This is a genomic window from Pseudomonas sp. HMWF021, from assembly GCF_003061005.1.
In the GTDB taxonomy this organism is placed as follows: Bacteria; Pseudomonadota; Gammaproteobacteria; order Pseudomonadales; family Pseudomonadaceae; genus Aquipseudomonas.
In genome coordinates this window covers 2,105-17,218 of the sequence record NZ_QAIK01000168.1, presented here as the reverse complement: position 1 = coordinate 17,218, position 15,114 = coordinate 2,105, and the positions used below count along the sequence as shown (strand labels likewise).

The 15,114-nt window shown below is 61.2% G+C and carries 14 protein-coding genes; 7 read left to right on the top strand and 7 right to left on the bottom strand.

What is annotated here, in order from left to right; translation table 11 throughout:
* Positions 1–87 precede the first annotated feature (87 nt).
* Positions 88–2,022 carry a DNA topoisomerase III gene (locus tag DBR18_RS24315; RefSeq protein ID WP_108592225.1) on the bottom strand — a complete coding sequence of 645 codons (1,935 nt, stop codon included), beginning with the start codon at positions 2,020–2,022 and terminating at the stop codon, positions 88–90.
* A 280-nt stretch (positions 2,023–2,302) separates the two neighbouring features.
* Between DBR18_RS24315 and DBR18_RS24310 the strand changes: the two genes are divergently transcribed.
* Positions 2,303–3,709 (top strand): serralysin family metalloprotease, encoded by a 1,407-nt coding sequence (locus DBR18_RS24310; protein ID WP_108592224.1) that lies wholly within the window; start codon positions 2,303–2,305, stop codon positions 3,707–3,709.
* 201 nt (positions 3,710–3,910) lie between these two features.
* A complete protein-coding gene (locus tag DBR18_RS24305) occupies positions 3,911–4,279 on the top strand; it encodes a DUF427 domain-containing protein (RefSeq protein WP_108592223.1) in 369 nt (122 codons plus the stop codon).
* Positions 4,280–4,435: 156 nt separating this feature from the next.
* Here DBR18_RS24305 and DBR18_RS24300 read toward each other — a convergent pair whose 3' ends face one another.
* Both DBR18_RS24300 and DBR18_RS24295 read right to left on the bottom strand, forming a co-directional pair.
* Positions 4,436–6,058 carry an MFS transporter gene (locus DBR18_RS24300; RefSeq protein WP_108592222.1) on the bottom strand — a complete coding sequence of 541 codons (1,623 nt, stop codon included), beginning with the start codon at positions 6,056–6,058 and terminating at the stop codon, positions 4,436–4,438.
* 156 nt (positions 6,059–6,214) lie between these two features.
* On the bottom strand, positions 6,215–7,861 hold the full coding sequence (locus DBR18_RS24295) for a GMC family oxidoreductase (RefSeq protein WP_108592221.1): 1,647 nt from the start codon (positions 7,859–7,861) through the stop codon (positions 6,215–6,217).
* A 133-nt stretch (positions 7,862–7,994) separates the two neighbouring features.
* Between DBR18_RS24295 and DBR18_RS24290 the strand changes: the two genes are divergently transcribed.
* The 4 genes from DBR18_RS24290 (at position 7,995) to DBR18_RS28185 (ending at position 10,966) form a co-directional block, all read left to right on the top strand.
* Positions 7,995–8,879 (top strand): LysR family transcriptional regulator, encoded by an 885-nt coding sequence (locus DBR18_RS24290; RefSeq protein WP_007966865.1) that lies wholly within the window; start codon positions 7,995–7,997, stop codon positions 8,877–8,879.
* Positions 8,880–9,052: 173 nt separating this feature from the next.
* Positions 9,053–9,892, top strand: a complete 840-nt coding sequence (locus DBR18_RS24285) for an AraC family transcriptional regulator (protein ID WP_108592220.1) — start codon at positions 9,053–9,055, stop codon at positions 9,890–9,892.
* A gap of 68 nt (positions 9,893–9,960) precedes the next feature.
* Positions 9,961–10,539, top strand: a complete 579-nt coding sequence (locus DBR18_RS24280) for a LysE family translocator (RefSeq protein WP_108592219.1) — start codon at positions 9,961–9,963, stop codon at positions 10,537–10,539.
* Positions 10,540–10,663: 124 nt separating this feature from the next.
* A complete protein-coding gene (locus DBR18_RS28185) occupies positions 10,664–10,966 on the top strand; it encodes a hypothetical protein (RefSeq protein WP_146188790.1) in 303 nt (100 codons plus the stop codon).
* 156 nt (positions 10,967–11,122) lie between these two features.
* On the opposite strand, the gene DBR18_RS24275 is transcribed toward DBR18_RS28185, so the two are convergent.
* From DBR18_RS24275 to DBR18_RS24260, 4 genes are all read right to left on the bottom strand, one after another.
* On the bottom strand, positions 11,123–11,890 hold the full coding sequence (locus DBR18_RS24275; protein WP_108592218.1) for an SDR family oxidoreductase: 768 nt from the start codon (positions 11,888–11,890) through the stop codon (positions 11,123–11,125).
* Positions 11,891–11,912: 22 nt separating this feature from the next.
* A complete protein-coding gene (locus tag DBR18_RS24270; RefSeq protein WP_108592217.1) occupies positions 11,913–12,980 on the bottom strand; it encodes a phosphotransferase family protein in 1,068 nt (355 codons plus the stop codon).
* Between the two features lie 169 nt (positions 12,981–13,149).
* On the bottom strand, positions 13,150–14,118 hold the full coding sequence (locus tag DBR18_RS24265; RefSeq protein ID WP_108592216.1) for a 2-hydroxyacid dehydrogenase: 969 nt from the start codon (positions 14,116–14,118) through the stop codon (positions 13,150–13,152).
* A 149-nt stretch (positions 14,119–14,267) separates the two neighbouring features.
* A complete protein-coding gene (locus tag DBR18_RS24260; RefSeq protein WP_108592215.1) occupies positions 14,268–14,651 on the bottom strand; it encodes a tautomerase family protein in 384 nt (127 codons plus the stop codon).
* Positions 14,652–14,880: 229 nt separating this feature from the next.
* Between DBR18_RS24260 and DBR18_RS24255 the strand changes: the two genes are divergently transcribed.
* Positions 14,881–15,075: a hypothetical protein gene (locus DBR18_RS24255; protein ID WP_108592235.1), complete on the top strand. Its 195-nt coding sequence runs from the start codon at positions 14,881–14,883 to the stop codon at positions 15,073–15,075.
* The last annotated feature ends 39 nt before the right edge of the window (positions 15,076–15,114 follow it).

Genomic DNA, 15,114 nt, shown 5'->3' with positions numbered 1-15,114 from the left:
GTCCTCTAGTTAAGTAAAAGCTGGGGCCGCTTCGCAGCCCATCGGGGATAAATCCCCTCACCACAGAATCCCCCACCACAGGACAGGTCATTGCTTTGTGGTGCGTTTGGCTACGCTGGCGGTTTTGCTGCGCGTCGATTTACGCTTTTTCTTCCACGGCGCCGCAGCCTTGCCGGCAGGTGGCGGGCTGCTGATGGTGAGGCTTAGCGCCGAACAGCGAGTGACTTGCTTGCTCATCCATGCCGCCTGCTTGGTGACGAACTCTTCCAGACTCATTTCGCCGCTCTGCACCATGTCCAGCGCCTGCTCCCAGATGGCAGTGGTGCCGGGATCGGCAATCGCACGGGGCACGGCGTCGATCAGACTGAAGGCTGCCGGGGTCGCGGCGAGGGCCTTGCCGTTCTTCACCAGATAGCCGCGGTCCAACAGGCCCTGGATGATCGAGGCGCGGGTCGCTTCGGTGCCGATACCGGTGGTGTCCTTGAGTTTCTGTTTCAGCAGTGGATCTTCCACGAGTTTGGCGACGTTCTTCATTGCCTTGATTAGATCGCCCTCGGTGTAGGGCTTGGGCGGCTGGGTCCACAGATCCTTGAGGTTCACGCCGGCCACGGCGCAATCGATACCCTGGCTCAGCGCCGGCAGGGTTTGCGGTGCGGGTGCTTCACGACCCTTGGCCGGCGCAAGTGCCTCGGGCAAGGCACGCTTCCAGCCCGGTTCGATGATCTGCTTGCCGACGGCACGCAAGGCTTCACTGGCGCAATCGAAATCGGCCTGGGTGCGGTCGTATTCATGGTTGGGCAGAAACTGCGCCAGATACCGCGCGCGAATCAGGGTGTAAACCGCCCGGTGTTTGCCGCTTAAACGCTCGAGATTTTTTGCTGCCGCCGTGGGGATGATGCCGTGGTGGGCGCTGACCTTGGCGTCGTTCCACGCTCGCGAGCGGCGCTGCGGGTCGAGGTGACCGTTCAGGGCTTCAAGGCTGGGGTCGGCCTGACGCAGTGCCGCGAGTATTCCTGGGGCTTCGCTGTGCTGGCTCAGCGGCAGGAAACCGCAATCGCTGCGCGGGTAGGTGATGACCTTGTAGGTTTCATAGAGCGCCTGGGCGATGTCGAGGGTTTCCTGGGCGCCGAGGCCGAGCTTTTTCGAGCAGACTTCCTGCAGGGTGCCGAGGTCGAAGGGCAGCGGCGCCACTTCGCGCATGCGCTCGGTGCGCAGTTTGACCACCCGCGCAGTGGCGGCGCTGTTCAGAGCGGCGGCTGCCTGCTGGGCCAATGCCTGATTCAGGCAGCGATCCTGATCGTCGCAAACATCGGAGGGCGCACGCCATTGCGCGGTGAACGACGTGCCGTTGTGCAGCAGTTGCACATCGATCGCCCAATACGGCACCGGCACGAATTCGGCGATGCTGCGGTCGCGATCCACCACCAGCCGCAAGGTCGGCGTCTGCACCCGGCCCACCGGCAGCACACCCTGATAGCCGGACTGCCGGCCCAATAACGTAAACAGGCGACTCATGTTCATGCCGATCAGCCAGTCGGCCCGGGAGCGACCCAGCGCCGAGTGATACAGGCTGAAGGTTTCCGCCCCTGGTTTCAGAGCGGCCAAAGCCTTGCGGATCGATGCTTCGTCCAGCGCCGACAGCCACAAGCGGCGGATTGGCCCGCGATAGCGGCAGTGTTCGACCAGTTCCCGGGCAATCATCTCGCCCTCACGGTCGGCGTCGGTGGCGATGATCAGTTCGCTGGCCTCGCCCAGCAGGCGCTTGACCGCTTTGTACTGGCTGGCGGTGCGCGGCTTGACGGTCATTTTCCATTTGTCCGGGATGATCGGCAGATCTGCCAGCACCCAGCGCTTGTAGCGCGCGTCATACGCATCCGGTGGTGCGGTTTCCAGCAGGTGGCCAATGCACCAGGTCACCGTGACGTCCGTTCCCAGCCAGCAGCCGTCGCCCCGACGTTTGGCGCCGAGTACGGCCGCAATGTCTTTGGCCTGGGAAGGTTTTTCACAGAGGTACAGCCGCATAACCACCGTCGTCGATCAGTTCACTGAAGGTGCAAAGAATGGCCGGACTCGGCGCCAAGGGCAACTTTTATCTGTATGGATATACAGATAAAAACGTTGCCGGGCGTGACCGGTATTACCGGGACGCGGCGCACGGCTATCGAGAAATCCAATGGTGCGGCGGTTGCAGGGCATGGCAGGTTCACCGGGCCTTTCAAGAAACGCGAGCGACAGGACGATCCCGCCAGGAGATCGCCGTGGTCCGAACGCACTGACGACTCTGAAACAAGGAAGTCCCACCATGGCCCAAGCCAAAGCAAAATCCAGCACTGCCTATGATGAAGTGAACGCCTTCAGCCACCTGTATGACCGTGGCGTCGGCCTGATCAACGGCAAACCGTCGTTCACCGCCGATCAGGCAGCCGACGAAATCCTGCGCAAAAACCTGTCGTGGCACGACAAGAACGGCGACGGCAAAATCTCCCTGACCTACACCTTCCTCACCGAGAAACCGGCGAACTACAACCCCAACCTCGGCAACTTCAGCCAGTTCAGCGCGCAGCAAAAGGCTCAGGCCGTGCTGGCGATGCAATCCTGGGCCGACGTCGCCAAGGTGACTTTCACTGAGGGCAAGGGCGGCGACGGCCACATGACCTTCGGCAACTATGACGTCAGCACTGGCGGCGCAGCGTTCGCCTACCTGCCGAGCGGCGGCAGCTATGACGGCCAGTCGTGGTACCTGATCAACGATCAATACCAGGTCAACAAGACTCCGGACACCAACAACTACGGGCGCCAGACCCTGACCCACGAGATCGGTCACACCCTCGGCCTGTCGCACCCGGGCGCCTACAACGCCGGCAACGGCAGCCCGACCTACAACGACGCCAAGTACGCCGAAGACACCCGTGGCTACAGCCTGATGAGCTACTGGAGCGAAGCCAACACTGACCAGAACTTCAGCAAGGACGGCAGCGGCGCCTACGCCTCGGCACCGTTGCTGGACGACATCGTCGCGGTGCAGAAACTCTATGGCGCCAACTATGAGACGCGCGCCGATAACACTTGGTACGGCTTCAATTCCAATACCGGGCGCGATTACTACACCGCGACGTCGGCTTCTTCCAAGGTCGTATTTTCGGTGTGGGACGGCGGTGGGGATGACTGGCTGGATTTCTCCGGTTTCACCCAGAATCAGAAGATCAACCTCAATGAAGGTTCGTTCTCTGACGTTGGCGGGCTGGTGGGCAACGTGTCGATCGCTTACGGCGTGACCGTGGAAAACGCCGTTGGCGGTTCGGGCAATGATTTGCTGATCGGCAACTCGGCGGTCAACCATCTGTTCGGTGGTGCCGGCAACGACATCCTCTACGGTGGTGGCGGCGCGGATGTGTTGTGGGGTGGTGAGGGCGCAGACACCTTCGTGTTCGGCGCAGCCAGCGATTCGACCAACAACCAGCCGGACTGGATCATGGATTTCAAGAGCGGCGTGGACAAGATCGACCTCTCGGGCATCGCTGCGTTTGCCACGGGTGCGGCTTCGCTGAATTTTGTCAGCAGTTTCACCGGTCATGCGGGGGAAGCGATTCTGACGTACTACGCGCAGAACGGTCAGACCGGGCTGCTGGTCGATCTGACAGGCCAGGGGCAGGTCGACTTTGCCGTGGGTGTGGTGGGGCAGGCGGTGGCGTCCGATATCGTCGCGTGAAGTGATATGACGGGGCCAACCTGACGCTTGTGGCAAGGGAGTCCGGTCCCGCTCGGCGGCGAAGCCGTCGCAAAACCTGAAATCGCGTTATACCTGATGCAGCGCGATTTCCGGATTTGGGTCTGCTGTGCAGCCCCGCGGGACGGTGCGACGATTCGACAAGCTCCCTCGCCACAGTTCATTTGTCCCTGGAGAAACCCCATGAGCACCACCGGCCTCAACCCCGTCATCACCCTCGAAGAACTTTCCGGTTGCCTGCTGGTGAAATTCCACGGCATCCAGGTCGCGGCGTCCTCCCATGTGCTGGTCCTCCATGAGGCCAACTACCCGCCGGTTTACTACATTCCTCGCGAGGACATCGACGAGAAATACTTCGCCCGCACCGACCACACCAGTTATTGCCCGTACAAGGGCGATGCCAATTACTTCAGCCTGCAGGTGCCGGGGCATGAGGGGGCGAATGCGGTGTGGACTTACGAAAATCCGAAAGTCTCGGTCGCGCCGATTCGTGACTACGTGGCGTTTTATCCGGATCAGGTGAAGTTTGAAGTGATCAAGGCTGACGCTTAGTTCCGGAATAAAGAGATTTGATTGTGGCGAGGGGATTCATCCCCGATGGACTACGCAGTAGTCCCATTTTTCACGGGGGGCGCTGCGCACCCCATCGGGGATAAATCCCCTCGCCACCGGTTTTCTCACCAAAGGATCATGTGCGCAGGTTCAGATTCAGTTCTTGTCCAGATCGATATTCTTCGTCTCACGCAGACAGATCATCCCCACCACCAGGCTCACCCCGGTAACCAGCACCGGATACCAAAGCCCGTAGAAGATGTCCCCGGTGTACACCACCAGCGCAAACGACACGGTTGGCAGGAAACCGCCGAACCAGCCGTTACCGATGTGATACGGCAGGGACATCGAGGTGTAGCGGATGCGCGTTGGGAACAGTTCGACCATCAGCGCCGCCAGCGGGCCGTAGCACATGGCCGAGATGATGATCAGCGCGACGATCAGCGCCACGATCATCGGTTTGTTGATCTGCTGCAGATCCGCCTGTTGCGGGTAGCCGGCGAGGGTGACGGCGCCGCGCAGGGCGGCTTCGTCGTAACCGTCGATTTTCACGTCGCCGATGCTCACTTGAACGCCACTGCCGGCGGGGGCAGCGGCGCTGGAGTAGGGCAGGCCCTGTTTGACCAGGAAGGTCTTGACCTTGTCGCAAGGGCTGTCGAATTTGGCCTTGCCCACCGGATCGAACTGGAAGGTGCAGGTGGCCGGATCCGCCAGCACGGTGATCGGCGCCTGACGGCTGGCCTGGTCGATGGCCGGGTTGGCGTAATGCGCCAGGGATTTGAAGATCGGAAAGTACAGCGCGGTCGCCAGCAGCAGGCCAAGCATCAGCACCGGTTTACGCCCGACCTTGTCTGAGAGCCAGCCGAAAATGATGAAGAACGGCGCGCCGATCACCACGCTGATGATCAGCAGCGTGTTGGCCACCGCCGGGTCCATTTTCAGGAACTGGGTGAGGAAGAACAGCACGTAGAACTGCGCGGCGTAGAAGGTCACCGCTTGCCCGGCGTTGATGCTGAACAGCGCGATCAGCACGACCTTGAGGTTCTCCCACCTGCCGAAGGACTCGCGGATCGGCGCTTTCGAGGCTTTGCCTTCCTCTTTCATTTTCAGGTACGCCGGCGACTCGTGCAGGCTCAGGCGAATCCAGGTGGAAATGCCCAGCAGCACGATCGACAGCAGGAACGGAATGCGCCAGCCCCAGACTTCAAACTGATCGCCAGTGAAGTAGCGGCAACCGAGCACCACCAGCAGCGACAGCAGCAGGCCGAGGGTGGCGGTGGATTGAATCCAGCTGGTGTGGAAACCGCGTTTGCCGATCGGCGCGTGTTCCGCCACATAGGTTGCAGCGCCGCCGTACTCACCGCCCAGGGCCAGGCCCTGAAGCATGCGCAGCACCACCAGAATGATCGGTGCGGCGATGCCGATGCTGGCGTAGGTCGGCAGCAGGCCGACGCAGAAAGTTGCGATGCCCATCAGGATGATGGTCGCGAGGAAGGTGTATTTGCGCCCGATCATGTCCCCCAACCGACCGAACACCAGCGCCCCGAACGGCCGCACGATAAACCCGGCGGCGAAGGCCATCAGCGCGAAGATGAACGCCGTGGTGTCGTTGACCCCGGCGAAAAACTGCTTGCTGATCACCGCCGCGAGGGCGCCGTAGAGGAAGAAGTCATACCACTCGAACACCGTCCCGAGCGACGAGGCGAAGATGACTTTCTGCGTGGCATTGCTGGTGCTGGCGCCGCGCGTGGCGTCCAGCGGCTGAGCGTGTTCTGACATATCGGTATCCCTCACAGTGATTGTTTTTGTTGTTCCACTGGTGTTGCGCGCTGCCTTGAACGAATTACACGGTCCCCTGTAGGAGCTGCCGAAGGCTGCGATCTTTTGATCTTGGTCCTGATCTGAAAAAGCCAAGATCGCAGCCTGCGGCAGCTCCTACAGGGTTTGGGCCAGTTCGGGGGTGGGTGTGCAGGTCCTTGTCGGTGGATTGAGGATCATCTGCGCCGCCTTCTCGGCAATCATCAGCGTAGGCGAACACGTGTTGCCCGAGGTGATGCGCGGCATGATCGAGGCGTCGGCGATGCGCAGGCCGGGCACACCGTGCACGCGCAGTTGCGCATCGACTACCGCATCGGCGTCCTGGCCCATGCGGCAGGTGCCGACCGGGTGGAAAATCGTCGTACCGATCCGTGCTGCGGCTTCGTGCAGTTGCTCCTCGCTTTGCAGGTTGTCGCCCGGCAGATACTCCACCGGTTTGAAGGCTTGCAGGGCCGGGGCGCTGACGATGCGCCGGGTCAGGCGGATCGCGTCGGCGGCCACACGCAGGTCTTCGGGATGGCTGAGGTAATTGGGTTGAATCAGCGGCGCGTCCTGCGGATCCGCCGAACGGATGTCGATACGGCCACGGCTCTGCGGACGCAGATCGCACACTGACGCGGTGAACGCCGGAAAGCTGTGCAGCGGTTCGCCAAAACGCTCCAGCGACAGGGGCTGCACGTGGTACTCAAGGTTCGCCGAGGTCTGCTCCGGCCCGGATCGGGCAAATGCCCCAAGCTGACTCGGTGCCATCGACAACGGCCCACTGCGGTCATACAGATAGCGCAGGCCCATGCCCATCTTGCCCCACACACTGCCGGCGATCTGATTCAGGGTGCGGGCGTTCTGCAGTTTGTAGATCAGCCGCAGTTGCAGGTGATCCTGCAGATTGCCGCCAACCCCCGGCAGCTCATGAATCACCCCGATGCCCAGACGCTCGAGCAATGGACGCGGGCCGATCCCCGAGCGCTGCAGAATGCTCGGTGAGCCTACGGCTCCGGCGCAAAGGATGATCTCCTTGCGCGCCTTGAAGCTTTTCACCTGGCCTTCATGACGTGCACTGACCTTCGACGCGCGACCGTTTTCCAGCAGCACCCGATTCACTTCAACCCCGGTCAACACCGTCAGATTGGCCCGCTCGCGAATTGGTTTGAGAAAGGCCTTGGCCGCGTTCCAGCGCACCCCGGCCTTCTGGTTGACCTGAAAATAACCGCAACCTTCGTTGTCGCCCTGATTGAAGTCGTCGATGCTGGCGATGCCACTCTGCTCGGCAGCGCTGCGAAAGGCGTCGAGAATAGGCCACGACAGCCGTTGTTGTTCCACGCGCCATTCACCGTTGCCACCGTGAAATTCAGCGGCTCCGGCGAAGTGGTTTTCGCTCTGTTTGAACAGCGGCAGCACGTCGTTCCAGGCCCAGCCCGGATTGCCCTCGGCCGCCCAGCCGTCGTAGTCACCGGCCTGGCCGCGCATGTAGATCATGCCGTTGATGGAGGAGCAGCCACCCAGCACTTTGCCGCGCGGGTAGCTCAGGCTGCGGCCCTGCAGGCCGGGTTGCGCTTCGGTCTTGAAGCACCAGTCGGTGCGTGGGTTGCCGATGCAGAACAGGTAACCCACGGGGATGTGAATCCACGCATAGTTGTCGCGCCCGCCGGCTTCGAGCAGCAACACGCGCTGCTGTTTGTCCGCCGACAGTCGATTGGCCAGCAGGCACCCGGCAGGGCCGGCGCCGACCACGATGTAGTCGTATTCTTCAAGGGAAGTCTGCATTCCCTGACCTCGCTTTTTGTTTTTATTGTCGGACACTCTAGTTGTTAGCTTTCGTCAAAAGAATGTTAGTTTTTGCGCAGCCGCTGTGCGTTTTCAAACAGCCCGGATTGACGATAGCTGACAAGGACACCCCATGTTCGACTGGAACGACCTGCGGTTCTTTCTGGAGTTGCAACGCAGCGGCCGCCTGCTCACCGCAGCCCGGCGCTTGAACACCACTCACGCCACGGTGGCCCGACACATCGAGGCCATCGAAAAGAGCCTCGGCACCGCGCTGTTCGTCCAGCACGCCCAAGGCTATGAAATGACCCCGGCAGGCGAGGCGCTGCTCAAGCACGCCGAAGCGATGGAGAACGTCGCGCTGCTGGCCCAGGAAGAAATCACCCAGTCCACCGCACCGCTGGGCAAGATCCGTGTCGGCGTCACCGAAGGGCTGGGCATCAAGTTTCTCGCCAGCCGCATGATCGGCCTGTTCGAACGCTATCCGGGGCTGGAAGTGGAACTGGTCGCCGTGCCGCGCTTTGTCAGCATCCTCAACCGCGAGGCAGAAATCAGCATTCATCTGGAGCGCCCGGCCGCCGACATGCTGGTCACGCGCAAGCTCACCGACTATCGGCTGGCGCTCTACGCCAGCCAACGTTACCTCGACAACGCGCCGCCCTTGCGCAGCCGCGAAGACCTCGGGCGGCATGCGTGGATCGGATATGTGGATGATCTGCTGTTCAGTCAGGAACTGATGTTCCTCAACAGCTTCTGCCGCAGTCCGCGCGTGGTGTTCCATAGCACCAGCGTCATCGCCCAGCAGGAAGCGGCGCGCTCGGGATTGGGCATTGCCGTGCTGCCCTGCTACATGGCCGCGTCGGATCCGGATCTGGTGGCGTTGTTGCCAGATGACAGCATCGAGCGCAGCTACTGGATCAGCACGCGGCGCGAACTGCACAAATCGGTGCGGCTGCGGGTGGTCTGGGATTATGTCGTCGGCCTTTGCGAGGCGGAGCAGGGCTTGTTACGCGGATAGTCCACCCAAATCCCCCCTGTAGGAGCTGCCGAAGGCTGCGATCTTTTGATCTTGATCTTTAAAAACAAAAGATCGCAGCCTACGGCAGCTCCTACGGGGACTTTGCACAAACCTTCTAGCCTCATCGCGCCATTTGTGGATTACTGGCCCCAGCCCATCACCGTATTCAAGCCATGAGCAACTGGATCGACCTTGCCCACGACCGGGAGACCGGCATCGAAACCCTGCACGCGCATTTCGCCGGGCACGCGCATGCCTACGATCCGCACTGGCATGAAACCTATCTGATCGGTTTCACCGAACAAGGCGTGCAGCGCTTCAACAGCCGGCGGGCGCGGCATGACAGCACGCCGGGCAAGGTCTTCATGCTCGAGCCCGGCGACATCCATGACGGCGATGCGCCGAGCCCGGACGGCTTCACCTATCGCATGCTGTATCTGCAACCGGCGTGGCTGGAACAGGCGCTGGACGGTCTGCATCTGGGCAGTTACGGCAGCGGCCTGCCGGGCATCGGCAGTGTGCTCAACGACGATCCCGAGCTGGCCCGGGCCACCCTGTTCGCGTTCAATGCGCTGCATAAGCAGGACGTGCGCATGGTCCGGGATATGGCGCTGGACACCTTGCTCGAACGACTGGCGATTCATTTATATCGCCGACCACAACCGATAGCCGCCAATCGCGCACCCTTGATCGCCCGTCAGGCACGCGATTACCTGATGGCCTACCACGAGCAGGACATCAGCCTGCAAACCCTGGCCGACGTCTGCGGCACCGACCGCTTTCGTCTGACGCGTGCATTCAAGGCTGCCTACGGACTTGCCCCCCACGCGTGGCTGATCCAGCTGCGTCTGAGCCGAGGCCGGCAGATGCTCGCTGCCGGCATACAGCCGATAGAAGTCGCCAGCCAGCTCGGTTTCGCCGATCAAAGCCACCTCGGCCGCTGGTTCGTGCGTGCCTATGGCATCACCCCGGGCGCCTATCAGCAACGAGCGATTGGCACGTTTCGACGCTGAACAAACGTTCAAGACCGCCCCACCTCGAAACCGCCACAGTAGGTCCTGACTTTCTACAGGGCCGTGCCATGCTTGCATTCATCCTCTTTGCCTTCGTCGCTTCGATTACCCCGGGGCCGACCAACCTGATCGTCCTCAGCACCAGCGCCCGACGTGGCTGGCGGCCGTGCCTGCCGATCATCCTCGGCGCGGGGGCGGGCGCTGCGTCACTGGTGTGGGTTGCCGGCGCTGGCGCCAGCACGCTGATGCAGCCCGGCGTGCGCCCGGTGATCAGTGCGCTGGGGATGTGCTGGATGCTTTGGCTGGCGTGGCAGATCTTCACCGCGCCGGCCACTGCCATCGACGCCGCTTCCGGCGATGAAAAACCCGAACTGGGCCTGCTCGGCGCCGCGCTGCTGCAGTGGGTCAATCCCAAGTCGTGGATGATGGCGATTGCCGTGATCAGCGTGTTCACCGCGCAAGGGCAGGGGCTGAACGGGTTGTGCCTGGCGTTTTTTCTGGTGTCGTTGCCGTGTCTGGCGCTCTGGGCGCTGCTGGGTCGAGGCGCGGCGCGCTGGCTGAGCAACCCGGCGCAGTTGCAATGGTTGAACCGGGTTCTGGCGGTGTTGCTGGTGATCTCATCCGCCACCGCGCTGCTGCATGGTTGAACGGGAACCGGATGGCAGACGCTTTCCCTTGCAGATGGCCTGCAACGGGCTCCACAGAATCGACAGCCAATTCCCTGATCCCCCTCCATTTCACTGGCGGTTACAGGGTGGTCGGCTATAAAGAATGAGTGGTCAGGTCTTGCGTCAACCGCTGCAGTCGTGCGCGGTGGCGCAAGTGGCTCTTCCATTCATCGCGGGTCGTCCTATGAATAATCCTGGGAAACGCGTGTACCTGTCGTTGTCGCTGGCTTTCTCTGTTGCGCTATTGAGCGGCTGCGCCAGTCCTCCGCCACCGCCTCCTGCTGCACCGCCACCACCGCCGGTACGTACCTGTCAGACCCTGGAAGACACTCAGGTGTCCGGCGACATGTACGTTGACGAGCAGGTGACCCGGCATATCACCACCACTCGCTGTGTCACGCAGTAGCGTGGGGCAGCTTTGCAGGCGGGGTGCTGCGTGGTCATTGCCTGACCTCAATCCATTGTAGGAGCTGCCGAAGGCTGCGATCTTTTGATCTTGATCTTCAAAAATCAAAAGCAAAAGATCGCAGCCTTCGGCAGCTCCTACACGGGGGCGTTTGGGTCAGGACAGGAAACCGCCGTCCACATTCAGCGAAACCCCGGTGGTGTAGCTCGACGCATCGCTCGCCAGATACAGCACCGCGCCGGCCATCTCGCTCGGATCGGCCACGCGCTTGAGCGGGATCTGTGTCAGCGCCTGCTTGAGGATCGCATCGTTCTTCACCAGCGCCGAAGCGAACTTGGTGTCGGTCAGGCCCGGCAGCAGCGCGTTGCAGCGGATGCCGAATTGCGCGCACTCCTTGGCGAAGACTTTGGTCATGTTGATCACCGCCGCTTTGGTCACCGAGTAGATGCCCTGGAACACGCCGGGCGAAATACCGTTGATCGACGCGACGTTGATGATGCTGCCGCCACCGTTTTCGCGCATCAGCTTGCCGGCTTCCACCGACATGAAGAAGTAGCCGCGGATGTTCACGTCGACGGTCTTCTGGAACGCACCCAGATCGGTATCCAGCACGTTGCAGAATTGCGGGTTGGTCGCGGCGTTGTTCACCAGAATGTCGAGGCGACCGAATTGCTCCTTGATCCCGGCGAATACCTGGGCAATCTGCTCCATCTCACCGATGTGGCAGGCCACGGCAGTGGCTTTGCCGCCGGCGGCGATGATCGCGTCGGCGACGTGCTGGCAACCTTCGAGCTTGCGGCTCGAGACGATCACGTGGGCGCCTTGCTGGGCCAGCAATTTGGCGATGGCTTCACCGATGCCGCGGCTGGCGCCGGAGACGAAAGCGATCTTGCCGTCGAGGTCGAACAACTGAGTCTTGGACATAAGGGTTCCTTGGTGTGGGCCGTCAGAGGCTCGATTTTGCAATGACCTGCAGGCTCATGTGCTCCAGCAGTTTGTTCATGTGAATGAACTGCGCGAAGCGTTTGTCCTGGGTCTGACCGTGGTAGAAGCGGTAGTAGATCTGCTGCACGATGCCGGCCAGGCGGAACAGGCCGTAGGTGTAGTAGAAGTCGAAATTGTCGATCTGGATGCCCGAGCGCGCGGCGTAGTAGTCGACGAACTCGCGGCGGGTCAGCATGCCCGGAGCGTGGCTCGGCTGGCGGCGCATCAGTTGAACTGGCGCCGGGTCGCCGGCTTCGATCCAGTAGGCGAGGGTGTTGCCCAGGTCCATCAGCGGGTCGCCGAGGGTGGTCAGTTCCCAGTCGAGCACGCCGATGATCTGCATCGGGTTGGCCGGGTCGAGGATCACGTTGTCGAAGCGGTAATCGTTGTGGACGATGCTCGAGGTCGGGTGGTCGGCCGGCATCTTGTCGTTGAGCCAGACTTTGACCTTTTCCCAGTGCGGCGCGTCCGGGGTCAGGGCTTTTTCGTAGCGCTCGCTCCAGCCCTTGATCTGACGGGCGACGTAACCTTCAGGCTTGCCCAGATCACCGAGGCCGCAAGCGTTGTAGTCGACCTGGTGCAGCTGGACCAAACGATCAATGAAGCTCTTGCACAGTGCTTCGGTTTTCGCCGCATCAAGCCCCAGCTCCGGCGGCAGGTCGGAGCGCAGGATGATGCCCTTGACCCGCTCCATCACATAGAACTCGGCGCCGATCACCGACTCGTCGGTGCAGTGCACGTAAGCCTTGGGGCAGTACGGGAAACCGTCGCGCAGTTGATTGAGAATGCGGAATTCACGGCCCATGTCGTGGGCGGATTTGGCTTTGTGGCCGAACGGCGGCCGGCGCAGGACGAATTCCTGCTGCGGATACTCCAGAAGGTACGTCAGGTTCGACGCACCGCCGGGGAACTGGCTGATCGCAGGTGTTCCGGTCAGGCCAGGAATGTGCGCCTTGAGGTACGGATCGATCAGGCTGGCATCGAGTTCTTCGCCAGAGCGGATACGGGTGGACTGGTCAGTAAGCGCCATGCTTATCCCTTCTGCTTATTTTGGAGGCCAGACATCATTGGCTAATCTAATGGCGCGCCCGACTGCCCACAAGCGCGCTGCGGTCTTATAGGTTAGCGTGTTGCCGGATAATCAGCGTTCCGAATAGGCAGAACAGCCCCCGCTTGCCAGCTGCCGCAGGGGCGTGCGTTCAGTGCACGCGCTGATTGGTGTGCCTTGGCGGAAGCTCGATGGGAGTGAGCACCGGCTGCCCGGAGAAAAACGCCACGAGGTTTTTCCCCACCAGTTCAACAGTGCCTTGTGTGGCCTCCGGTGACAGGCCGGCCACGTGCGGCGTGAGGAGCACGTTGCCGAGGGATTTCAGCGCATCCGGCACCTGCGGTTCATGGTCGAATACATCCATAGCGGCGCCGGCGATTCGCCGCTGCTCCAGTGCGCTGATCAGTTCGCCGGTAGCGATTACGCTGGCCCGGGCAATGTTGACGATGAAGCCTTTTGGCCCCAGCGCATCGAGCACTGGCCGGGTTACCAGATGTTGAGTGCCGATCCCGCCAGGCGTGGCGACAATCAGAAAGTCCGAGGCCCGCGCCAGTTCTGTCGGGGTGGAGCAGAACGCATAGGGCACGTCGTTGCGCAGTTGACGATTGTGGTAGCTGATCTGCATATCGAAACCAAGGTGCGCGCGTCTGGCAATCGCCAGGCCCACAGCGCCCAGCCCGAGGATGCCCAGGCGCTTGCCGGCCAGCGACGGACGCATGATCTTCGGCCATTCACCGCGTCGTACCGCCGCGTCGCAGCGTGGAATGTCACGCACCAGCGCGAGCAGCATCGCCATCGCGTGGTCGGCCACCGACGAGGCGTTGACCCCGGCACCATTGGTCACGGTGATCCCGCGGTCGCTGGCGGCCTGCAGGTCGACATGTTCGTAACCGGCGCCGATCACCGTGATGATCTTGAGCGCCGGCAGGCTGGCAATTTCATCGGCGGTCAGGCCCAGCGGGCCGCGGGTCAGCACCGCATCGATGCGGCTGCCGTGGGTCTGGATGGCTTGCGCTCGTTCGGCAGGCGTCGGGGCGAGGATCAGGTGAAAACCCTGCTGCTCGAGAATCGGCAAATAATCATTGATGGTTTCAACCAGTACCAGAACGGTGGCGGGCATTGCGCGGCTCCTGTGATCAATAACGGTTCAGTCGCGAAAATCGTCTCAGAGTGCTGATTCCAGAGCGGTTTGGCAATGGTGGGCGCTACCCCGCTTCAGCCCAGTGTAGGAGCTGGCACGGGGAGCGCGGGATCGCTTCGTCGGGCTGTTCAACCGGCGTATTGGGCAATGCCGTTGCCGAACGACCAATTCTCCTTTTTGACTTCCACCAGATTGATGAACACGTCTTCCAGGCGGATGCCCAGTTGGCTGTTGAGGCTCTGCGCGATGGTCTGGTACAGGGCCTTTTTCTGCTCCAGTGTCCGGCCTTCGTTGAGGGTGATCTGAATGATCACCAGTTGGTCTGTGCGCTGGATGCCCAGATATTGCTCGTCGAAGATGAAATGCTCGCCGTCGTGCTCATTGAGGATCTGGAAGTTGTCATGCTCCGGCACATTGATGGTGTTGCGCATGGCGGCGTAGATCTGTTCGCCGATGCGCCTGGCGAAGGTGGGATCGGAGTGTTTTCTGATTTCGACGCGCACGAGGGGCATGGGTAGAGACTCCATGGGGCAGGGGACTTCTCTCACGCTAGATCATGTCGGGCGAATTGACAGCAGGGACGATGAGCTGACCGTTGTTTTTGTACGAGGCTACCTACGATTTTCGCGGATTTTGCCTACGAATTTGGAAGATGCGTCTGCTATCGGAATGGTGGGCGAACGCGAAATCATGTGGCGCAAAGCAGCTCGGGCAGGGACTGCCAACAGCCAAGGAAGGCGAATGCTCAAGAACGATCTTGAAAATCTGGAACTCGACAGGCTGGAAAATGAGTCAAGAAAGCTTGTGGCCGAGAGGAAAAAGCTATTGGCGGAGGAGAAAAAACTTAATAGAGAGACAAATTTATATCCGCTTGCATTAATAGCCGGAGTGGTGACAGCAATCACCGCAGTAGCAGGTGTTTTCTTCAGGTTTTGATGGTTCGCGTTCCACAACTGTCAGATCCATAACACAAAA